This window comes from Pedobacter ginsengisoli (genome assembly GCF_002736205.1).
GTDB lineage: Bacteria > Bacteroidota > Bacteroidia > Sphingobacteriales > Sphingobacteriaceae > Pedobacter > Pedobacter ginsengisoli_A.
On record NZ_CP024091.1, the window covers coordinates 2,102,569 to 2,123,318 of the forward strand.

21 protein-coding genes are annotated in these 20,750 nt (G+C 37.9%); 6 read left to right on the forward strand and 15 right to left on the reverse strand.

Annotated elements, in window-relative coordinates:
* Nucleotides 1–110: 110 nt before the first annotated feature.
* Nucleotides 111–2,918 carry a M16 family metallopeptidase gene (locus CPT03_RS08630; protein WP_245870008.1) on the reverse strand — a complete coding sequence of 936 codons (2,808 nt, stop codon included), beginning with the start codon at nucleotides 2,916–2,918 and terminating at the stop codon, nucleotides 111–113.
* Between the two features lie 5 nt (nucleotides 2,919–2,923).
* Complete coding sequence (locus tag CPT03_RS22780; RefSeq protein ID WP_157766387.1) at nucleotides 2,924–3,100, reverse strand: hypothetical protein; 177 nt, start codon at nucleotides 3,098–3,100, stop codon at nucleotides 2,924–2,926.
* A gap of 203 nt (nucleotides 3,101–3,303) precedes the next feature.
* Between CPT03_RS22780 and CPT03_RS08635 the strand changes: the two genes are divergently transcribed.
* Nucleotides 3,304–4,449: a S1/P1 nuclease gene (locus CPT03_RS08635; protein ID WP_099438478.1), complete on the forward strand. Its 1,146-nt coding sequence runs from the start codon at nucleotides 3,304–3,306 to the stop codon at nucleotides 4,447–4,449.
* 5 nt (nucleotides 4,450–4,454) lie between these two features.
* Nucleotides 4,455–4,937 (forward strand): DUF1572 domain-containing protein, encoded by a 483-nt coding sequence (locus tag CPT03_RS08640; protein WP_099438479.1) that lies wholly within the window; start codon nucleotides 4,455–4,457, stop codon nucleotides 4,935–4,937.
* On the opposite strand, the gene CPT03_RS08645 is transcribed toward CPT03_RS08640, so the two are convergent.
* On the reverse strand, nucleotides 4,934–5,584 hold the full coding sequence (locus CPT03_RS08645; protein ID WP_099438480.1) for a family 16 glycoside hydrolase: 651 nt from the start codon (nucleotides 5,582–5,584) through the stop codon (nucleotides 4,934–4,936). The genes CPT03_RS08640 and CPT03_RS08645 overlap by 4 nt on opposite strands.
* 203 nt (nucleotides 5,585–5,787) lie before the next feature.
* On the opposite strand from CPT03_RS08645, the gene CPT03_RS08650 reads away from it, so the two are divergent.
* Nucleotides 5,788–6,402, forward strand: coding sequence for a Crp/Fnr family transcriptional regulator (locus tag CPT03_RS08650; protein ID WP_099438481.1), 615 nt, complete (start codon nucleotides 5,788–5,790; stop codon nucleotides 6,400–6,402).
* 89 nt (nucleotides 6,403–6,491) lie between these two features.
* Complete coding sequence (locus CPT03_RS08655) at nucleotides 6,492–7,427, forward strand: NAD-dependent epimerase/dehydratase family protein (RefSeq protein ID WP_099438482.1); 936 nt, start codon at nucleotides 6,492–6,494, stop codon at nucleotides 7,425–7,427.
* 70 nt (nucleotides 7,428–7,497) lie between these two features.
* Here the strand turns inward: CPT03_RS08655 and CPT03_RS08660 are convergent, their stop codons facing one another.
* Nucleotides 7,498–8,343, reverse strand: coding sequence for a VOC family protein (locus tag CPT03_RS08660; RefSeq protein WP_099438483.1), 846 nt, complete (start codon nucleotides 8,341–8,343; stop codon nucleotides 7,498–7,500).
* 194 nt (nucleotides 8,344–8,537) lie between these two features.
* Between CPT03_RS08660 and CPT03_RS08665 the strand changes: the two genes are divergently transcribed.
* Nucleotides 8,538–11,711 (forward strand): PVC-type heme-binding CxxCH protein, encoded by a 3,174-nt coding sequence (locus CPT03_RS08665; RefSeq protein WP_099438484.1) that lies wholly within the window; start codon nucleotides 8,538–8,540, stop codon nucleotides 11,709–11,711.
* A gap of 72 nt (nucleotides 11,712–11,783) precedes the next feature.
* On the opposite strand, the gene CPT03_RS08670 is transcribed toward CPT03_RS08665, so the two are convergent.
* Genes CPT03_RS08670 through CPT03_RS08690 form a run of 5 tightly spaced genes read right to left on the reverse strand, consistent with a single transcriptional unit; the run spans nucleotide 11,784 to nucleotide 16,252 of the window.
* On the reverse strand, nucleotides 11,784–12,731 hold the full coding sequence (locus CPT03_RS08670) for a 2-hydroxyacid dehydrogenase (RefSeq protein WP_099438485.1): 948 nt from the start codon (nucleotides 12,729–12,731) through the stop codon (nucleotides 11,784–11,786).
* A gap of 3 nt (nucleotides 12,732–12,734) precedes the next feature.
* Nucleotides 12,735–13,220, reverse strand: coding sequence for a VOC family protein (locus CPT03_RS08675; RefSeq protein WP_099438486.1), 486 nt, complete (start codon nucleotides 13,218–13,220; stop codon nucleotides 12,735–12,737).
* Between the two features lie 35 nt (nucleotides 13,221–13,255).
* On the reverse strand, nucleotides 13,256–14,422 hold the full coding sequence (locus CPT03_RS08680) for a mandelate racemase/muconate lactonizing enzyme family protein (protein ID WP_099438487.1): 1,167 nt from the start codon (nucleotides 14,420–14,422) through the stop codon (nucleotides 13,256–13,258).
* Nucleotides 14,423–14,431: 9 nt separating this feature from the next.
* Nucleotides 14,432–15,328: a sugar phosphate isomerase/epimerase family protein gene (locus CPT03_RS08685; RefSeq protein ID WP_099438488.1), complete on the reverse strand. Its 897-nt coding sequence runs from the start codon at nucleotides 15,326–15,328 to the stop codon at nucleotides 14,432–14,434.
* A gap of 54 nt (nucleotides 15,329–15,382) precedes the next feature.
* On the reverse strand, nucleotides 15,383–16,252 hold the full coding sequence (locus CPT03_RS08690) for a ThuA domain-containing protein (RefSeq protein WP_099438489.1): 870 nt from the start codon (nucleotides 16,250–16,252) through the stop codon (nucleotides 15,383–15,385).
* A 219-nt stretch (nucleotides 16,253–16,471) separates the two neighbouring features.
* Between CPT03_RS08690 and CPT03_RS08695 the strand changes: the two genes are divergently transcribed.
* Nucleotides 16,472–17,371 (forward strand): hypothetical protein, encoded by a 900-nt coding sequence (locus CPT03_RS08695; protein ID WP_099438490.1) that lies wholly within the window; start codon nucleotides 16,472–16,474, stop codon nucleotides 17,369–17,371.
* 54 nt (nucleotides 17,372–17,425) lie between these two features.
* Here CPT03_RS08695 and CPT03_RS08700 read toward each other — a convergent pair whose 3' ends face one another.
* From CPT03_RS08700 to CPT03_RS08720, 6 genes are all read right to left on the reverse strand, one after another.
* Nucleotides 17,426–17,812 carry a group III truncated hemoglobin gene (locus tag CPT03_RS08700; RefSeq protein WP_099438491.1) on the reverse strand — a complete coding sequence of 129 codons (387 nt, stop codon included), beginning with the start codon at nucleotides 17,810–17,812 and terminating at the stop codon, nucleotides 17,426–17,428.
* Nucleotides 17,813–17,873: 61 nt separating this feature from the next.
* Nucleotides 17,874–18,245, reverse strand: a complete 372-nt coding sequence (locus CPT03_RS22950; protein WP_216641623.1) for a hypothetical protein — start codon at nucleotides 18,243–18,245, stop codon at nucleotides 17,874–17,876.
* A 5-nt stretch (nucleotides 18,246–18,250) separates the two neighbouring features.
* Nucleotides 18,251–19,084: a globin domain-containing protein gene (locus tag CPT03_RS08705; protein WP_216641624.1), complete on the reverse strand. Its 834-nt coding sequence runs from the start codon at nucleotides 19,082–19,084 to the stop codon at nucleotides 18,251–18,253.
* Between the two features lie 46 nt (nucleotides 19,085–19,130).
* Complete coding sequence (locus CPT03_RS08710; protein ID WP_172954153.1) at nucleotides 19,131–19,568, reverse strand: RrF2 family transcriptional regulator; 438 nt, start codon at nucleotides 19,566–19,568, stop codon at nucleotides 19,131–19,133.
* 66 nt (nucleotides 19,569–19,634) lie between these two features.
* Nucleotides 19,635–20,336, reverse strand: coding sequence for a GTP cyclohydrolase I FolE (gene folE, locus CPT03_RS08715; RefSeq protein WP_099438492.1), 702 nt, complete (start codon nucleotides 20,334–20,336; stop codon nucleotides 19,635–19,637).
* Between the two features lie 90 nt (nucleotides 20,337–20,426).
* Nucleotides 20,427–20,747, reverse strand: a complete 321-nt coding sequence (locus CPT03_RS08720; protein ID WP_099438493.1) for a plastocyanin/azurin family copper-binding protein — start codon at nucleotides 20,745–20,747, stop codon at nucleotides 20,427–20,429.
* Nucleotides 20,748–20,750: the final 3 nt, after the last annotated feature.

The window sequence follows — 20,750 nt, forward strand, 5'->3', positions numbered from 1 at the left end:
ATTATGAGCGAGAAAATGGATTTAGATGTAAATATACTCTAACAAGTATATCATAAAACAAGGCCGCCTAAGCGGCACTTGCATTCATAAAAAAAAGATTGTTAATGTCATTATAAATCAGGCAATAATACAAACCTTATAAAATTGTCTTCTTTCAGATAGGCTTTCGCAGCAGCATGCAAGGTTGCAGTATCTAGTTGTTCAATTGTTTCATTGGCCTTTAAAAAGGCTTTAGGGTCTTCATCATCAAGATATTGCAACGACAAATAGTTCAGCCAAAACCCATTGTTGTTTTCCATCAGTTCATTTTGCCTGATCTGCTCAGCCTTAAACTTTTGCAGGTCAGTTGCTAATACACCTTTCTCTCTTAATTTCTTTAATTCTTCCAATGTAGCAGCAATCAGCTTCTCTACATTCGCCGGTGCACAGCCAAAATTTACTGTAAAACTGTAACGGTTTGCGGGATACTTAGTGCGGGCTATCTGAACACTTGGCGTATACACACCTGCCTCAGTCTCTCTCAATCTTTCAGTAAGTCGAAACTGAAGGATTTCCTGCAAAGCTATCAGCGATAGGTTATTCTGCGCATTAAATTCATAATCGCCAGTAAATACCAGTTTCACAGTTGCTTTATCTTCCTTACCCGACAGAACTGTTTTAGAAATTTTACCGGTAGGCGTACGTATGCCGAGATCATTAGCCTGCTCCTTTAAGCCCTTAGCCGGCAATGAAGCCAGATATTGCTCTGCTTGCAGCCGTAGTGTATCGATATTAAAGCTACCTACAAAGAAGAAAGTAAAGTCGCCTGCATCAGAAAAACGCTCCTGATAAATATTGAAAGCTTTATCTAGTGTAATACTTCTCAGTTTATCTAGAGTTGGCCCTGACTTTCGTGGATGATAATTACCCAACACGGTAGCAACAGTATCTGCAAAAATATTATTTGGATCTGTATAACGCATATTAATCTGCTGGGCAGAGTTCCTGATAATGGTGTGAAACAGTGCTGTATCCTTTCTCGGTTCTGTGAAATACAGGTGAATCAATTCCATTGCCACTCCCATATCCTTTACTGATGCCCCGCCCTGCAACCCTTCAACCCTATCACCAATAAAAGGCTTAACAGAAGCTTGTTTTCCATTGAGTACTTTAGGAAGGCTAATGTTGTCATGATCACCAAGTCCGAAGCTTGCTATAATGCCCGCTGCATTTGCTGCCGATTCATAATCTGCATCGCGATATAACGAAGTCCCTCCTTTACTTAACGCCAAAAACACTATTTCATCGTTCTTATAATCTGTTGGTTTTAATACTACCCTAGCACCATTACTCAGAGTCCATTCTGTCAAACCCAGTTCAGGAATTTGACGTTCTCCAACAATACTTCCATTTACAGGACGTTTTGATAATAATCCTCTACCTGTCTTAGCTTCTACATAAGGTTTAATTACCGAACGTTGAACCGTATTCATCCAGGTATATACAGTATTCTCATCAGGTAAGTTTACCTTTTCAGCAGTCGGAGCAGTAATAATGACATCCCTGTTTATAGCTTTCATTAATGTCTTGGCCACACCATTTACTTTTGCTAAAGTGATTTCAGGAAGCATCCTTTTCACTAAATTAAACTCCCTTTCAATCCCAGGCACAGCCTCTCCTTTCAAAAAATGGACTTTATACTGATCTGCAAGTGCTGTAGAAGTCTGTTTATCTTTTTCTCTTAATGAAGCCTCCATCTGAGCTACTACCTGTTGTTTCATTCTAAGCAGTTCTGATTCAGTAAAACCATTCCTGTTAATACCCTCTACTTCGGTCCATGCCGCCTTAAACCCAGATTCAAACTCATCTTTACGGGGTGTCAGGCTTATAGAAAGCACATTCAATCCGCCCATCAATGCACCAAACCCTCCATTTAGCTTCATAAAGGGGGCATTGGATCTTTTTGAGGCCTCTGCCAATCGTGCGGCAAACATTCCTGAAAAAAGATTTCTGATCAGGTTTTCTTTAAAATCAATTTCCCTCCTGATAACCTGTTCTTTGTGTTTAACCAGAATCTCAATAGTGGTTTCTGACAATTCAGGATCAGTAACTGTTTTAAACTTGTTTTTACCATCCAGCGCAATATTATAACTCTGCTGCTTTTTAGCTTGTGCAGGCATTTTAAGGTTAGCAAACAAACGTTTAATTTCTGCCTCAATAGCCTGAACATCCACATCTCCAACCACAATCACTGCTTGCAAATCCGGTCGGTACCAGTCTTTGTAAAAAGAACGGATTACCTCGGGTGTAAAGTTTTTCAGTACTTCTTCGGTGCCAATCGGAAGGCGCTTTACATATTTAGAGTAGTTTAGCAAAGATGGCAAGGTTTGATCCTGTACTCTTTGGCGGGCACCAGCACGCAAGCGCTTTTCTTCCAAAACTACTCCTCGTTCACGTTCTATTTCTTCGGGATCCAGGCAAGCGTCCTGTGCCCAGTCACGCAAAATCAGCATCCCGTTTTTCAGTATCTGTTGGTTATCGGTGGGGATAGGTAACTGATATACTGTTTCATCAAAGCCTGTGTAAGCATTAAGATCAGCTCCAAAACGGATTCCCGATTTTTGCAGGTATTCAATTAATTCATTCTTCGGAAAATGTTTGGTTCCATTAAAACTCATATGTTCCATAAAATGAGCCAGGCCACGCTGATTTTCATTTTCTAAAATAGAACCAGCTTTTACAACCAGATATAAAATAGCCCTGTTTTTTGGTTCTACATTTTTTTGAATGTAATAACTAAAACCATTTTTAAGTTTCCCGGTTTTTACCTGAGGGTTAAGCGCAAGTAAACGTTCCTTTTTTACCTGTGCTACTATTGTAAATGGCATACTAAGAACAGCAAATACTAAAAAGGAAAATAACAAATTTCTACTTTTCATCAATATCATTGTTTTTCAAGCAGATCTTTATAAGTTTTTTGATAAGAGTCGTTTATAATTACTTCTGCAATAGCTTTATCCTTTTGTTTAAGATCAGTGCTATTATTATTTTGGGCCATTACTCCTACTGAAGATGTCATTGCCACACTTAAAACTAAGACTTTAATTCTTTTGGGTATCATAGTTAATCGGATTTTAGATTTTTAAAATATAAATTATCAGACTGCAAATCTAGCCGTCTACAAAGGGAAAAAATTGGACTTTATGACCAATAAATTGGATTATAGTGCAAAGTGCAGCAACAAAAAGGAAGTTGAGACTGGCAGCAAACCGAATGTTGGCAACTTAAATTCTTAATTGTTTTACTCCTTATTAACTTTGAGATATGAGACAATATACCTTAACCGCTTCCTTAATCGTATTGACTATTGCCCTGGTATCATGGGGACAGAAAGGTCATAAAGCCATTGCAACAATCGCAGAAAAACACTTAACCACAAATACTAAAAACATAGTAAACAACTACTTGAAGGGTGAGACCATGAGCGAAGCAAGTACCTGGGCTGATGAGATTAGTAACGATTCTAAGTATAAAAATACAGCTTCATGGCATTATGTTAACCTGCCACTTGGATTAACAAAAGATCAATTCACAGACTACATTATCAAACAGGATAAGGACAATGTTTATACTGCAATTTTAAAAGCAGAAGCAAACCTAAAGGACAAAACACTTAGTTTAGAACAAAAAAATGAAGCTTTAAAATTCCTGATTCACTTGGTAGGTGATGCACATCAGCCTATGCATGTTAGCCGTGCAGAAGATAAAGGTGGCAACAACGTACAGGTTAGATTTAATGGAAAAGGGACCAATTTACACGCCCTATGGGATGGAAAACTTATTGACCACGAGGGGTTCAATTATGCTGAAATGGCAAAAAAATATGACTGGGCAAATCCTGACCAAGTAAAAAAATGGCAAGCCGATAGCCCTATGCAATGGCTATGGGAAAGTTACCAGGTTAGCACCCAGATATATGACGAAATACAACCTGGGGGCAATATTGATGAGGCTACTTACAAAAAATCAATTGCAATTATCCACTTGCGTGTTGCTCAGGCTGGTGTACGCCTGGCCGGAGAACTCAATAAATTATTGAATGATCAGAAATTCAATCCTGCTGAAAAAGTTACAACACCAATTTCTGCTAATGTTGCGCCAAATAAACCAATTAATAAACCTGTAGCCACCAAAGCAATTTCAATAAAACTATCAGATCTAAAAAGTTCAATTGGCAAGAATGTAATAGTTACAGGCAAAGTATACAGCCTGAAAGATATTAAAAGCATGGTATTGGTAAATGTTGGGGCAGCTCACCCTAACCAATTGCTTACACTTGCCTTAAAAGGAAAAGCAAAAGAACTGGCAAATAAAATGAATGGAAAAACTATTACTATCCAAGGTACAGTAAGTACATTTAAAGGAAGGCCAGAAATGGTAGTTAACGACCCTAATCTGATTAAATTTTAAACAACATGAGTTTAACAGCACAATTAGCAAAGCATTTAAGAGATGTCCATTTTGGCGGAAACTGGACATCCTCAAACCTCAAGGATAATTTGGCAAATGTAACCTGGCAACAGGCTACAAGCCAAGTTCATTCTTTAAATACCATTGCTACATTAGTTTATCATGTAAACTATTACATAAGCGCTGTACTAAAGGTATTTCAGGGGGCACCACTTGATGCAAGCGATAAATATAGTTTTGACCTTCCACCAATCCAGTCTGAAAAAGACTGGAATAATTTACGGGATAAAGCTTTTGCCGATGCTGAAACCTTCACTTTATTAATAGAACACCTGCCAGAGCATAAGCTTTGGGAAAACTTTGCAGACGAAAAATATGGAAGTTATTACAGAAATATCCAGGGAATTATTGAACATACCCATTACCATTTGGGACAGATTGCATTAGTTAAAAAAATTCTTTTACAAGAACACCAAAACAAGGATTAATTTCCTTTGATTTTTAAGTTTCTGAAATCTCCAGCAGATTCATGCCCAGCCCAGAAAGCTATTTTTCCGGAATTTAAATTACCTAAAGGAACTACCTCTAAACAAGGTTTAGAATTTCCGTTCACGTAAACACTGATCAATTTTTCGGCAACTTTAATTCGAACCTTAAACCAGTCTGCCGGATTTACATCTGCTCCAAGTGGCTGCTCATATTTTAACGGAAAAGATGATCTTAGTTTCGGCCAATCATTGTCTGGAACTGAGATGTATTGAACTGCATGCTTTTTACGAAGAGCATCATCTGCCTTAAAATTAAATGGTCTAAAATAAATTGCCTGATAGGTAGAATCGTTTTGTATATGAAAGGCAAATCCGACAAAGCTTTTTTGAAAAACATCTTCCCCCTTCACTTCAAACTCTATTTCACCATTTTTAAAGTCACGATGTTTTATAATAGCCAAACCCGGACCAGCATTGGCATTTATGTGTAGAATGGGGCTTAGGGCTGCATCGGTCATATTTATAGTTCGATTTACAGTATGTCTAACCTTTGTAATGTCTACCGTTGTTGTTTTCTGAGCTGATACTTTTACGGTGACCGTAAAAGTGGATAACAAGGCGATAATTAAGAATTTTGGACTTTTCATATGTTCTATTTCTCTCTATTATTCAAGGGCTATGCCAATAAATATTTCCCATTTATTAAAGCACTAAACAGTTCTTAGTGTTCAAAAATGAACATTTACCGTTCGAATAAGTACACAATCAGCCATTACCATGATTAATATAAAGAAAGAAAAGCTTATTTTTATGCTCCAAATCATTTCATTTAATCTCTAATTTGTCCTTTATGATTAATTCTAATATTTCAAATGAAGCTCTGGGGATTTTTCGGAAAGGGTTAGCGCGTTTCATCACTTTTGATGAAGCAGAATGGATTGAATTCATCAGGCATCTTGACAATATAGTTATTAAAAAGAAAGACCATTTTTCGGTTAAAGATAAAGTTTGCGATGACATTGGCTTTATTATAAGTGGTTCTGTTCGATACTACCATATTAAGGATGGAACAGAATTAACCGGATATTTCAGCTTTGAAAATGAATTTGTAAGTTCTTACAAAAGCTATCTTACCAGACAACCCTGTACCGGTTATATACAAGCGCTCGAGCAAACGGAAATGATACTTATTTCCAGTAAAAACATGGACTTAATGCTTAACCACCCATTATTGGGCTATAAGATGGAACGTTTTGGCCGGCTGGTTGCAGAACATTACATCTGCTGTTATGAAGACCGAATTACATCATTTATTACTAAAACGCCTGAAGAGCGCTATCTTAAAATGCTTGAAACTGAGCCAGAAATAATGCTGCGTATACCACAACATTATGTTGCAAATTTTTTAGGCATTACTGCTGTATCGCTTTCCCGAATAAGAAAAAGAACTTTAATCTACGCCTAACTACCGGCTACTTAATTAATTTCTTATCTTTTGTTAACGTTTTGGTTCACAAGCTCCAATTACATTTGTATCATACAAACAGAAAAGACATGCATACTATATTGGGAGCCGGCGGACCAACAGCAAACGCACTTACAAAAGAGTTATTAAAACATGATCTCAATGAGACCATACGACTGGTAAGCCGCAAACCCTTAAAAGTTACGGGCAGTAATGTTACCTGGCAAAAGGCCGATTTGCTAAATTATGCAGAAGTGCTGGCTGCTGTAAAAGGTTCTGCTGTAGTTTACATGTGTGCAGGTCTGATTTACGATAAGGCCATATGGCAACAACAATGGCCAGTTATTATGCAAAACCTGATTAATGCGACAAAAGAGACACGGGCAAGATTAATATTTTTTGACAATGTATATATGTATGGGCTGGTTAAGGGACCAATGTTTGAAACCACCCCGTACAATCCTGTTAGTGTAAAGGGCGAGGTTAGAGCCCGTATTGCCACACAATTGATGGACGAGGTAAAAGCAGGAAATGTACAGGCCACCATTGCCAGGGCTGCCGACTTTTACGGTACTGATTCTATGAATAGTTTCCTTGACATGATGGTTTTAGATAAATACGCTAAAAAAACAACAGCACAATGGATCGGTGATCCAAAAGTGCTGCACAATTTTACTTATATACCTGACACTGGAAAAGCGATGTACCTTTTGGGGCAAACGCCTGATTCAGGTAATCAGATATGGCATTTACCTACAGCTGCACCAATAACAGGGAAGGATTTTATAACATTGGCTGCAGATATTTATGGAGTAAAACCTTCATATACTACCATTAATAAGTTTATGCTTCAATTGGTTGGCTTGTTTAAAAAAGTTGTAGCAGGAACGGTAGAAATGTACTATCAGTATGATCATGACTATAATTTCAATTCTTCAAAATTTGAGAATACATTTAACCTAAAACCAACTAGTTACAGAGAGGGAATAAAACTGATGTCGGAGACTTTGTACCAGATAAAATAACAGGTCTTAATGATGGGTTAAAAATGCTGTTTCACAAAATGCTAAAGCTTATGAAACAGCATTTAATTTGTTATGCATTTTCCAAATCTGCAATGATCAGTTTTTTCATTTTCATTAGTGCTCCCATTGCCTTTTCACCGCGCACAGGATCGGTAACCAATTTAACTATATCTTTGGGTATAATTTGCCAGCTTACGCCATACTTATCAACTAACCAGCCGCAGGCAATTTCTTGCCCCCCATTTCCTGTTAATTCATCCCAATACTTATCAATTTCTTCCTGATTTTCACATTCTACAACTAAAGATATTGCATCAGTAAAACCGAAACCGTGGTCAGCAGAACTATCCATAGCCATAAGAACATAATCTTTAATCTTAAATTGTGCATGCTTTACAAATTCCTCTTTGTCTTCATCCTCTTTGCTATATTTTAATACACCTTCCACATTCGATTGAGGAAATAAATCTGTATAGTAATGAACAGCGCTCTCAGCTTTACCTGCTTCACCTCCTGTAAACATTAGTGTTGGACTAAACTTCTGCTGTTGCGAATCAGGCTTATCACCAGTGTATATCTGCCACGATACTCCATACTTATCTTGTACCCAACCATATTTAGGGCTCCAGTCATAACTATCCAGCGGCATCAACACACTGCCTCCCGCTACAAGTTTATTCCAATATTTTTCTGCTTCCTGCGCGCTTTCGCAAAGAACCATAAAAGAAATTGAAGGGTTAGGTGATGATGCAGGGCCATCGTTAAGCAGCATAAATTTTTGCCCACTTAATTCAATTTGTATCACTATTGGTGAAGTCTCACTGATTTTCCCGTCTCCAAAGGTCTGGATGTAAAAATCTGAAGCCTCTCCTATTTTACCTCTGATAGTTAAACAAGGATAAATTAAATTTTTCATAGTCTTTAAGGTTTAATATTTAGTTGTACTAAGGTACTACACTTAAACGCATTTAATGATGGGCAGAACCGACAATAAAAGGGGTAGATTATGACATCCATTTAAATTCTAGATAGCAAAGAAGTTACAGAGCATACTAAATCATATTAGATAAACAGTTATATTAGTATTTGTTAGGTACTATATAATATCAGATGATCAGATTCGCAAAAAGGAGAACCAAGGTTACTCTTACTATTTTGGCGGGTGTGATAATTGCGCTCTTTACCCTGCAATTCACACCTTCAAACACCACTCCACTCCAGTTAAAAAAGGGAGCTCACATTGTTCTTATTGGTAATAATTTAGGATCAAGGATGATGAACTATGGACATTTTGAAACAGAAATGCATTTGCGCTACCCAGAGTTCAACTTGTACATACGAAATATGTGCGACGGTGGAAATACACCTGGTTTTAGGCCACATGCCAGCAGAGTCTCACCTTGGGCATTTCCAGGAGCAGAAAAATTTCAGACAGAGCTTGCTAACAATTCTGATAGTGAGGGGCATTTTGAGACTGAAGATCAGTGGCTGTCCAGATTAAAAGCTGATATAATTATCGCTTTTTTTGGATACAATGAATCTTTTGAAGGTCCAAAAGGTCTTGAAAATTATAAAGCTGAATTAGATGCCTTTATTAAACACACCCTAAAACAACAGTACAATGGAGTTACAACACCACAGCTAGCAATTGTTTCACCTATTGCATTTGAAGATCTGTCTAAGCAATTTGACCTTCCAAACGGGAAACAGGAAAATATTAACTTGTCGTTGTATGCAGAGGCCATGAAAGAGATTGCATCTAAAAATGATGTACACTTTGTTGATGCTTATTCACCTACAAAAAAATGGTTTGAGCGTGCTGAAAAATACTTAACTATTGATGGATCGCAGCTTAGCGACGATGGTTATGCTCGCTTTGCACCTCTATTGGCTGATCAGGTTTTTGGCAAACAGCCGATAAAAACAGAAACGAACAAAGACTTAGTACATGCAGCGGTATTAGAAAAAAACTGGACATGGCATAACGACTTTAAGATACCAAATGGTGTACATGCATATGGCCGAAGATATGATCCCTTTGGACCTGATAATTATCCCGCGGAAATTAAGAGACTGCGTGAGATGACTGCTATAAGAGATACAGCTATCTGGAAAGCCGTACTTGGCGAAAAAATGGATCTTGTTGCGGCAGATAAAAACACGACCCCGCCCCCAGTTGTAAAAACAAATTACAATGCCGAGAGAAACGGAAGCTTAAGGTATTTAACAGGTCAGGAGGCACTAAGTAAATTAAAAGTTGCCCCAGGCTTTAAAATAGATCTTTTTGCCTCAGAAAAAGAATTTCCTGATTTGGCAAAACCCTGCCAGATAACCTTTGATAATAAAGGTAGGTTATGGGTAGCAACTATGCCAAGCTACCCACATTATAAACCCGGTGATGCCAAACCAAATGATAAACTGATTATTCTGGAAGATACGGATAACGATGGTAAGGCAGATAAGCAAACCGTTTTTGCGGATGGCTTGCATCTTCCATTAGGATTTGAAATTACTGCCGAAGGAGTTTACCTTTCGCAGGGTACTAACTTTGTGCTTTTAAAAGATACTGATGGCGATGGTAAGGCAGATAAAAAGGAAATTCTACTGAGTGGCTTTGATGATCATGATACCCATCACAATATACATGCTTTTACTACCGATCCTTCGGGAGCAATATATATGGGTGAGGGTGTATTTTTGCACACAAACGTAGAAACCTCCTATGGACCAGTTAGAGCCACAAATGGTGGTTTTTACCGCTACAGTCCCCAACTTCATAAATTAGAACGTACCGCACAGCCTTATGTGCCTAATCCATGGGGTATTGCATTTGATCAGTGGGGGCAAAATTTTTATGCCGAGACTTCGAGCCCCGATGTTTGCTGGATGCTGCCGGTTTCAGTAAAACCAAGATATGGTGTGTTTACTCCAAAATCAAGAGATTTGCTGCAACCAGAGCATCGTGTTCGCCCTACTTCTGGGCTGGAGTTTGTTTCCAGTCGACACTTCCCCGATGAACTGCAGGGAGATTTCCTGATAAACAATACCATAGGTTTTCTGGGTACTAAAGAACATACGCTTGTAGATGAGGGCACGGGATATAAAAGTCGCCACAGACAAGATTTATTAATAGCTTCAGATAAAAATTTCAGACCGGTAGATCTGGAATTTGCGCCTGATGGTTCTCTGTATGTTGCGGATTGGCACAATATTCTAATAGGTCATATGCAACATAATGCCCGAGACCCGCTTAGAGACCATGTACATGGTCGAATTTACAGAATCACCTATCCTTCCCGTCCTTTGATAAAACCTGCAAAAATTGTTGACGCAAGTATACCAGAGCTTTTAGAAAATCTTAAATTGCCTGAGGACAGAACAAGATCGCGCACAAGATCTGAATTGCGTGGACGGAATGTTTCGGATGTGCTTACTGAAGTAAAATCGTGGGTTGCCAGATTGGATAAAAATGATTCAAGATACGAGCATAATCTTTTAGAAGCACTTTGGGTAACCTGGGGAGCAAATAAGGTAGATGATCAATTACTAAGACAATTATTAAAAGCTAAGGATTTTCATGCAAGGGCGGCAGCTGTAAGGGTATTAAGGTACACCGGACATCAGATAGCAGATCAACCTGAATTATTAATGCAGGCTGCCAATGATGAAAATGGCAGGGTTCGTTTGGAAGTAATTGCAGCTGCATCTTGGTTACCTAAAGAAAAAGCATTGCCTATTGAAATGCAGGTTGCTAAAAAGCCACTTGACGATTGGATGAAAGCACCTTATGAAACTGCTGTTGCTCATTTAAATGGCAGATCTGTTGACGAGAAAAAAGAAGAGAAAGTAACTACTGCACTTAGTGGCGAAGAACGTAAGCTTTACGTGAAAGGACGTGCAATATTTGCTAAAGAAGGATATTGTATTACTTGCCATCAGGGAGATGGTAAAGGTTTGCCATCATCTGGCTTCCCTCCAATTGCCGGTTCTAAATGGGTTACAGGAAGTGAAGACCGATTAATTAAGCTGGTATTAAAAGGTTTACAGGGCCCAATTGAAGTTAATGGGAAAAAATATAGTGGTCAGGTACCAATGACTCCTTTTGGAGGTTTATTGAAGGATGAAGAAGTGGCTGCAGTACTTACATATGTAAGGAACTCATTTGGAAATAAGGCTTCGGCTGTTTCTGCCGCTAAAGTAAAAGTAGTCCGAAATGCTACCAAGGCCAAAACAGGATTTTATAGTCCGGCGGAGCTGTTAAAGCAACATCCGTTAGAAAAATAACACTGAGGCTTTAACTCCTCTCTGTCTTCTCGCTTCCTCGAGAAGACAGAGAGGAGTTAAAGCAAGTGGAGATTACAACTCGCTAAAATTAAATATACTTCTGTTATCAGGCTCTTCGCCTGTAAGTACCGCTACTACATTTTTTACGGTTAGCACACACATTTGTCTGTATGTAGAAGCCGTAAGGCTTCCAGAATGTGGTGTAATAAGTGAACGTGAATGATGTAATATCGGAAAGCCATGAACAGGAGGTTCTTCTGGCAATACATCAGCTGCAAATCCTGAAATTCTTTGCTCGTTCAGCGCATTTAAAAGTGCTTCATGATCTATAAGCGCTCCCCTCGCTGTATTAACCAATAAAGCACCTGGTTTCATTAAGGCCAGTTGTTCTTCCTTTATCAGCGTGCCGGTTTCTTTAGTGAACGGTAAATGAAGACTAACCACATCTGATTGCTCAAGCACCTCATCCATAGATAAATAAGTATATGGAAGATCCTGACTTGACCTGCTCCAATACAAAATATTCATTCCAAAAGCTTCGCCGAGTTTGGCTACCCTTTTCCCTATATTCCCCATTCCCAAAATGCCAAGCGTTTTCCCATTCAACTCGTCACCTGAATATTGATTTCTCCAGTTCCAGTTATCTTGTTTAACTTGAGCAACAGATTCGTACATATTGCGCATCAACATCAACATAAGCGACAAAGTATGTTCGGCAATTGTTGCAGCATTTGAACCTGGTGCATTAATCACCATAATTTTTCTTGCTGTAGCTTCCTGCACATCAACATTGTCCAGTCCCACTCCACACCTTGCAGCAACCTGCAAGGTTGGAATGGCTTCCATTAATGCTTTATTTATCTGGCCTTTACCACGAGTAATAACCGCATGAACATCCTGATTCTCTAATATATTTTTTAATGAGGCATCATCATATCCTGTAAATACATTTACATGCTCCTCAAGAATAGTGAGCGCTTCATCATCAATGGTTTCAAGCAATAAAACGCTCTTTTTCATTGGCTATTTGTGATATAAAGTAGCATCATCAGATCTGAATCCTCTAAAATCATTTCTGTTTGAAACGTACAAACCTTCTTCGTAAAACTCATCCTTAAATATTGATGGATCAACATCACCACCAGGGGTTGATGAAATTTCCACTAAATTACCCGCCGGGTCACGTACAAACATTTGCATAGCACCATCAGGTAATTGCCTTACCTTTCCCCAAGGTTTTACATCAATAACATTAAGTTCTTTCATTCGAAAGAAAATGCTGTTAAAATCATCTACCTGTACACAGATATGTCCGCGGAAGGACGTAGTGTCTTCCCATTCCGAAAGATGTAACTGCTGTTCATCATTGAACTTGAAAAACATTACAGGGTAATCGAACCTAAATGCTGCTAGTGGTTCCAGACCCAGTTCATTTTGATAGAATTCGCCTGCTTTTTCCAGGTTATCTACAATAAGAGTAACGTGATTAATTTTTATTGCACGTGCCATATGTAAAAATTTATAAATACAATTTAATTACCTTTTTAAATCTTTTGTTTGAATTCGTTTACGAAATCCCAATTTGGGGTCAACCCTAAACCGGGAGCCGTTGGAGCTCCAATTACACCATCTTTAACTTCAATCTGCTCCTTTACCAGGTCATACATCATTGGGTTTCCACCTAAAGAAAACTCAATTATTGTTGCTGCCTGCGATGCAAAGGCCACATTTAAGCCTGCCATAAAAGAAAATGCCGAGCCCCAGCAATGCGGAGCCAGCTCAAGCTGATTAACACTTGCCAGATGACCAACACGCATGGTTTCTGAAATGCCGCCAATAATAGCCGCATCAGGCTGCAGTACATCAAGTGCTCTTACTTCAAGCAAATCACGGATATCGAAACTGGTATATTCACTCTCACCAGCCGCAATTGGAATGGAAGTAGAAGCTCTTACTTCTGCTGTTCCATGCCTGTTATCAGGACTAATTGGTTCTTCAAACCAATACAAATTACAATCTTCTACCCCTCTGCAAAACTGCTTGGCCTCTGGCACACTAAAGGTCCCGTGTGCATCGGCCATAAGTTTAATATTTGGACCTAATGCTTTTCTTGCAGCTCTTACCCTATCAATACTGTTCTGCACTGTTTGGTCCATAATCCCAACACGCATTTTTACCGCATTAAATCCTTTAGCTACATAGCCATTTAATTGGGCACCAATATTTTCAGCATCTGCCCAACCACCACTTGCATAAGCAGGCATCTGATCGCGACAAGCACCACCAAGTAAATCCATTACAGGAATACCAAGAGCCTTACCTTTTAAATCCCATAAAGCAGTATCTACACCACTCATTGCTGATACGGTAAGACCTCTGCGTCCAAGTATCGGAAAGCGACGTCCTCTGGTAAGCGCGTAATGATCACGTGTACCATTATACATTTCTTCCCAGATTCTGTTTATATTTTTTGCGTCTTTACCTATTAAAATAGGTTTAAGTTCATTTTCTATGCAACTCACAATTGAGGCACATACACCCGACGATCCTACGGCCGCTTTTGCCTCACCAAAGCCCTGTAAGCCATCTTCTGTCGTAATTACAACAAGGGTCATATCAAAATTGGTAAGCAAACCGTAATCAGAAAAGTGTTGCTTTTCTTTAGGAATGGGGCAGCGTAACCAAAACGCTTCTACATTTGTTATTTTCATCTATGTGGTTTAGTTTGTGTTGTTGATAAGGTTAGATAAAGTATCAAAAGATTTGCGTGTAAGCATGGTATAGAATTCTTCGGAAACTGAAGTACTGCCATGATCTTCAAGAAATTTCTTTTGTTCAGGAGATAAATCTATTGGGTTTTCATCAATAGAATTTGGATAAGGATTAGCAGGTGTGCGATCTAACGGCGAACAAAACTCTACAGAAAGCACTTCATTATAACCTATTTCGTGAAGTGTGTCAATTATTTTACTCCAATTCAGATTACCCATCCCAGGTGCCATTCTATTGTTATCTGCAACATGAAAGCCTACTAATTTTCCTTTTGCCCTTCTTATGGTTTCGAACATATCTACCTCTTCAATATTCATATGAAAAGTATCCAGACAAACCCCACAGTTTGGTCCAACAGCCTTAGCCAAAGCCAAGGCCTGGTCGCCCCGATTTACGAAATAGGTTTCGAACCTGTTTATCGGTTCTATACCAATCAATATGCCGGATTGTTCTGTATAATCATAAATTTCTTTTAGAGAATCTACGGCCCATTGCCACTCTTCCTCCGGTCTTCCATCAGGCACTATTTTTCCTACAGTTCCCGGTACTACTGAAACCATATGCCCATCAAGTTCTTTTACCATCCTCACCACATCTTTTACGTATTGAACTGATTTTGCCCGTTGAGCCTCATCTTTAGCCAGTAAATTACGGTCTTCGAGCATAAGGGTTACTGAACCCCAGCAAGTTAAACCATATTCTTTTAATAATTTCCGCACTACATTGGTATCATAGTGCTCAGGACTCCCTGCAATTTCAAGTTTAGTATAGCCAAGACCAGATGCTCTGCGAATTGTTGTTTCAATCGTTTCTGATCGCATCCAGTTATGTATCGAAAGTTCCATAAAGTATCAGATAATATAATATTTGGTTAAGAAGTAGATATATGATTAGGATTATTAATCCCTATATGGCACATTCATTTCAATTTTTCCAGCCCATTTTTTCTGAACTGGTCTATCCAACGTCCATTGAACAGCATTAATGACAAGTCTCTGGAAACCTTCTTCATTAAAGTCTGCCGGATGACCAAGAGTAGTCATAAAAACTTTTCCACCAGCTGCTGTTTTCCATGTCCAGGCAACAGGGTTATCAATAGCAGCTTTATCAGGATTTACAGATTTCCCCATTAATAACCAGGTAGATCCTTTTACGGGGTAATGAGGTAATACATGGTATAACCATGAAGCAGCATGAAAATTATTTGGTACACCAATTAAAACAGGATGTTTTGATTGTGCAGGAATAACCGAAACATCGGTGGTAGAATTATGACCATAATGGGTGTGTCCGCCCTTTCCCCATCCCGGAGGCGCCCCCAATGCGAATTCACCAAAGGCATTCCACTTTTCAAGAGGATGCCCGGCCGGATAATTAAATGCATGTGTAGAGGTCCTGAAACCCATTACTGGCTTGCCCGACTTTAAATAATCGTCAATGTATTTTAACTGGTCTTCAGGCAGGCGTCTCCAGCGAAGAAAAAAGACAGCAAGATCTGCATCTTTTAAAGCTTCTAATCCTGGAATGTTTTCTTCAGACTTATAATCAGGTGATGATTTAAGAACGATTGTACGCATTCCGTAGTTCTTCTCCAATTCTGCCGCAATAAGAGGCATAGTAGCTTCACTACTATATTCATGATCGCCTGTTACAAATACAACTAACGGCTTTTTCGATTTTTGTTTTTTGTTTTGACCAACGGAATGGAGAGTGTTGAACAGCAATATGCTTGTAGCGATTAGACATATAATGCCCCTAAAGTGTTTCATTGTGGTTCTTTTTACGTGTTTACTTGGTTAGATATGTGAGTTAATCAAAAATATGATTATTAAAATTAAAACCAAGTGAAAAAGCACGAAAGTCTGTCACAACTTCGTATCCAATCAGTCTATTTAGGTCGACTTTTTTAAATAGAGATAAAAATACTAGAATTACTTTATTTTTATATTTTTGCGAAAAAATTAATAGCCCTTAAAATTATTATCTACATGCGCAAAGCGATCTTATTATTTATTCCATTATTACTTATTCTATCTTGTAAAAAAACAAAAACATTAGAAAAGCCAGAAATTGAACCAAAAAAGCCAGAAATTGAAGTCGATATGTCAAATCCACTTGAAAACGTAATTCAGATGGAATATCAAAAATCAAGTAATGCCATCATGTATCGCCAAACCGACATTGCTTTTTTAGGTTTCTTAACAGACACAATGAGTGTAAGAAGCAAACAGTTTAACCCTTTTAATAATGTCGTTCTGATTAACAATGAATACTCATTAACTGATATAAATTCTAAAGTTATAGAAAGGTATAAATTAGATGAGGCTGTATTAAGTAACTATAGAGAGTCTTATAATGAAATGCTAAAAAGCAGTAATTATGTGTTCACTCCTAAAATTAGTTATCAGATACATGCAACAAAAGATTTGGATCATATAAATAAAACCGAGATTACTTTAGTTGTCAAAGCAATTTATTATTATCTGGTTTTAAGTGAGCCAAAGCAAGAGAGTTTTAGAATTTATTCAAATTTAAAAATAGATGAGATAAAACAATCCGGAGCTTATTTATCAAGAATTGGTTTTGGTCTGCAGTCTAAATTTCAAATATCTACTTATCAAGACCCCAATAAACTTATTCCCTATTTAAAAGCATATTTAAATGCTGTTTTAAATGGCAACGAAAAAAATGCGGCTGAATTAAGAGAAAAATTTGAAATGCCTATAACGGAATTTGAATATCTAGGAGGTCCGATTTCTGATTGGTTTCAATATCAGTCTTTAAGTACCAAGGAAAAAATTGAGAAATATGTTAAAGAGCTTTTTGTAGCTAAGCCTACAAATTCGGCTTTTAAAAACATTGAATTTGAATTTAAAGCTTTAAAATAGGCTTTCTTCGCAGTAAAGGTGATTGCAATTTTAAAATTTGCAATCACCTTTTTATTACACAATAACTCTATCTGAACCGCCTTTCATATGGGAGAGTTTGCTTAAAAACATCTCGGCCATCATACCCGCCTTTTTCTTGGTTTCATCAGCCATTTCACCTGAAAAATGTTCGTCAATGGTTTGATTAAACAGAATTAACCATCGTTCAAAATGGGGCTTTTCCAATGGCAAGGGAGCATGCCTGGCAAAAGGGTTCCCTTTAAATCCAGCTATTCCAAAAAGTACTGCATTCCAGAAATCATACATCTTTGCCAAATGAGGATTCCAGTCTGTAATCACCGCATCGAAAATAGGACCAATCAATTCATCTTCTTTAACCTTGCTGTAAAAACTATCTACAAATAATACAATATCTTCGAAATTACTAATGTCTGCTTTCATATAAAAAGTTTTACTGATGATTAGGCTGCCAAATAATAAGCCATAATATTGCTAAATGAGGCTAGTTCAACTGAAGTAAAGCAGGGCCAAATTCCTCGAACAAGATCGATTCTTTTTCAATTCCTTTTGCAATCAGATCCTGATATTGCTTACGTATAAATGGAGCTGGACCACAAACATAATACTTAGCCCCCGGATATTGCGGTAAAGACTCTATTTTATTGATGTCCAAAAACCCCTCTAATATACCAGCCTGCTTGTCCGATTCTGTTGGTGCATCATAAAACACGTGCTGCTCTACTGATTCATTTGTTGTAACGATCTGATCCAGTTGATCTTTAAAGGCATGTACCGAACGGTTCCTGCAACCATGTAACCATGTAATAGGATAAGAGAACTTTTGTTCTACCAGGTTCTGTAGCATACTAATCATAGGGGTTAATCCAACTCCCCACTAATTAATACTATTGGTGCTGCTAAATCTTCAGGTAATTTAAAATCGCCGGCCGGAGCGGTAATATCTACAATATCTCCTTCCTTAACAATATCATGGAAATGGTTGCTGATAAGGCCATTGGTATCTAAATCTATCCCTTTTTCGGCCTTCACTGAAATTCTATAATACTCTTGAGCTGGAGTGCTTGAAATACTGTATTGGCGTGCCTGGTATAAATTCATTTCTGGCAAAAATACTTTAACACTAATGTATTGACCTGGCACGTGAGCTGCCACTTTTCCACCATCTGATGGAAAAAGGTAAAAGGAGGTAATTTCAGTTGATTCTACATTTATTTTACCCACTTTAAAAGGTCTCCAACCAGTCCATCCATGCGGCTGTACTGTTTTTTGTTCGTACAGTTTTGCTTCATGGCCTGACATCAGATTGGCCAATTGCTGGTAAGCAGCAGTCCAGGCATCTACAATTTCCGGCGTTGCTGCATCTCCCAAAACTTCCTGAATTGATGCAATTAAATGACGGCCTACAATTTGATATTGTTCAGGTCTGATATCTAAACTAACATGTTTATGCCCTATCCTATCCACAACCGGCATCAATACTCCGGGATTGGCTATGTTTTCGGCATAAGCCAAAACTGCCATTGCCAAAGCAGTTTGCTGTTTTCCACTTTGCTGATTCCCCATGTTAAAGAGATTCTTCAATTCAGGATTATGAGTAAACATCCTGTTGTAGAAATACTTAGTTAATAATATCCCGTTTTCTTTTAATACGGGAACTGTTGCACTAATCCATTGTTTTTGTTCACTAGTCATATAAAATATATTAATACCTTTTTATCTTTTATTTAGTTAATTTTTTTTATTTTTTTAATTTAGTAATCCCAAGATTTAAGTCTTCATTAAAGTCTGCTATTGATGTATCTTGTAGCATCTGTTGTATTTTGTTTCGAATGGCCTTAAATTCATGATGTAACGGACAAGGGTTACTTTCTGAACAATGTTCCAATCCCAGGCCACAACCTGTAAACAGACTATTTCCATCAATGGCCTCAACAACATCCGACAAAGGCCGCCCGAGTGTTGATGAATCCATATAAAACCCTCCATTTGGCCCCTTGGCAGATTGAACAATACCTTTCTTGCTTAGCTCCTGCAAAATCTTAGCGAGGAAATGCTCTGGCGAATCAATACCTGAAGATATTTCTTTTATACCTACCCTACTGCCAGAAGCAGTACGATGCGCAATAAAGAAGACTGAACGCATTGCGTATTCGCATGTTTTTGAAAAAATTCCCATCTGCACGACAAATGTAAAACATAAGATTCAATAATAAAAGATATTTTTATCTTTTATTATTGAATCTTACATTGGACGGATATATTGCAAAAACTCTTCTTTTGTTGCCTTATCTAAAAATGCGCCCGAATATTCAGCAGTCACCGTACTGCTGTTAATGTCTTTAATACCTCTTGATGATACACATAAATGAACAGCATCAATTACAACAGCAACATCATCCGTTTCCAAAATGGTTTTTAATTCATTGGCAATCTGAATGGTTAAGCGTTCCTGTACCTGAGGTCGTTGAGCATAATACTGAACTATCCGGTTTAATTTAGATAAACCAATAACCTTTCCCGACGAGATATAAGCAATATGCGCTTTCCCAATAATTGGCACAAAGTGATGTTCACAATTTGAATAGAGTGTTATATTTTTCTCTACCAGCATTTGGTTATACTGATATTTATTATCAAACAAGGTAATATTGGGCTTATTAGCCGGATTAAGGCCAGAAAATACTTCTTTAACAAACATTTTCGCTACACGTCCGGGTGTTCCATTCAAACTATCATCTGTAAGGTCCAGTCCTAAGGTTTGCATAATTTCGCGAAAATGCCCTGCAATAATCTTTATTTTTTCATGATCTCCAAGCTCAAAAGCATCACTTCTTAACGGAGTATCATACGAAGTACCAATATGTTGTTCGCCTAATAAATCTTCCAGTTCAGCTAAAGAAAGATTATTATCCGTTGTATTCAAGGCAGTTCTATTCTGTTTCATAAATTATTGCGACTAATTTTATCCGTATCGGTTTTTAGTAATAATAGGTGGTAAATATAAAAAAGATAATTTTATTAAAATGAGCAAGCACTATTGTAACCGGATCTTGCCTTTCATTACTACATGAATACTACAATAATAATTAGCAGCTGCAGTTACGCCCATTTTCCAGGAACCGCCTGATGGTATTATAGAAGAAGTCCATTGTTTCGAGCCTTCTTCAGTTACATCATGAGCCATCATATCATGATTTACCCAAATTATGGTGTCGCCCTGCTTAACAGTAATATCATCAGGAACAAATTTCATGTTTTTGATCTCAACAGTGTATGCCTTAGGCTTTTCCTTAACTGAAAAACAGCTGGCAAACAAAAAAACAACAAACGCAAAACAGATATAATACTTGCTCATGAT

Bases quoted from the DNA above. Each gene is read 5' to 3' on its own strand.
- CPT03_RS08630 (WP_245870008.1), bottom strand. From the start codon at position 2,918: ATGAAAAGTAGAAATTTGTTATTTTCCTTTTTAGTATTTGCTGTTCTT.
- CPT03_RS22780 (WP_157766387.1), bottom strand. From the start codon at position 3,100: ATGATACCCAAAAGAATTAAAGTCTTAGTTTTAAGTGTGGCAATGACA.
- CPT03_RS08635 (WP_099438478.1), top strand. From the start codon at position 3,304: ATGAGACAATATACCTTAACCGCTTCCTTAATCGTATTGACTATTGCC.
- CPT03_RS08640 (WP_099438479.1), top strand. From the start codon at position 4,455: ATGAGTTTAACAGCACAATTAGCAAAGCATTTAAGAGATGTCCATTTT.
- CPT03_RS08645 (WP_099438480.1), bottom strand. From the start codon at position 5,584: ATGAAAAGTCCAAAATTCTTAATTATCGCCTTGTTATCCACTTTTACG.
- CPT03_RS08650 (WP_099438481.1), top strand. From the start codon at position 5,788: ATGATTAATTCTAATATTTCAAATGAAGCTCTGGGGATTTTTCGGAAA.
- CPT03_RS08655 (WP_099438482.1), top strand. From the start codon at position 6,492: ATGCATACTATATTGGGAGCCGGCGGACCAACAGCAAACGCACTTACA.
- CPT03_RS08660 (WP_099438483.1), bottom strand. From the start codon at position 8,343: ATGAAAAATTTAATTTATCCTTGTTTAACTATCAGAGGTAAAATAGGA.
- CPT03_RS08665 (WP_099438484.1), top strand. From the start codon at position 8,538: ATGATCAGATTCGCAAAAAGGAGAACCAAGGTTACTCTTACTATTTTG.
- CPT03_RS08670 (WP_099438485.1), bottom strand. From the start codon at position 12,731: ATGAAAAAGAGCGTTTTATTGCTTGAAACCATTGATGATGAAGCGCTC.
- CPT03_RS08675 (WP_099438486.1), bottom strand. From the start codon at position 13,220: ATGGCACGTGCAATAAAAATTAATCACGTTACTCTTATTGTAGATAAC.
- CPT03_RS08680 (WP_099438487.1), bottom strand. From the start codon at position 14,422: ATGAAAATAACAAATGTAGAAGCGTTTTGGTTACGCTGCCCCATTCCT.
- CPT03_RS08685 (WP_099438488.1), bottom strand. From the start codon at position 15,328: ATGGAACTTTCGATACATAACTGGATGCGATCAGAAACGATTGAAACA.
- CPT03_RS08690 (WP_099438489.1), bottom strand. From the start codon at position 16,252: ATGAAACACTTTAGGGGCATTATATGTCTAATCGCTACAAGCATATTG.
- CPT03_RS08695 (WP_099438490.1), top strand. From the start codon at position 16,472: ATGCGCAAAGCGATCTTATTATTTATTCCATTATTACTTATTCTATCT.
- CPT03_RS08700 (WP_099438491.1), bottom strand. From the start codon at position 17,812: ATGAAAGCAGACATTAGTAATTTCGAAGATATTGTATTATTTGTAGAT.
- CPT03_RS22950 (WP_216641623.1), bottom strand. From the start codon at position 18,245: ATGATTAGTATGCTACAGAACCTGGTAGAACAAAAGTTCTCTTATCCT.
- CPT03_RS08705 (WP_216641624.1), bottom strand. From the start codon at position 19,084: ATGACTAGTGAACAAAAACAATGGATTAGTGCAACAGTTCCCGTATTA.
- CPT03_RS08710 (WP_172954153.1), bottom strand. From the start codon at position 19,568: ATGGGAATTTTTTCAAAAACATGCGAATACGCAATGCGTTCAGTCTTC.
- folE (WP_099438492.1), bottom strand. From the start codon at position 20,336: ATGAAACAGAATAGAACTGCCTTGAATACAACGGATAATAATCTTTCT.
- CPT03_RS08720 (WP_099438493.1), bottom strand. From the start codon at position 20,747: ATGAGCAAGTATTATATCTGTTTTGCGTTTGTTGTTTTTTTGTTTGCC.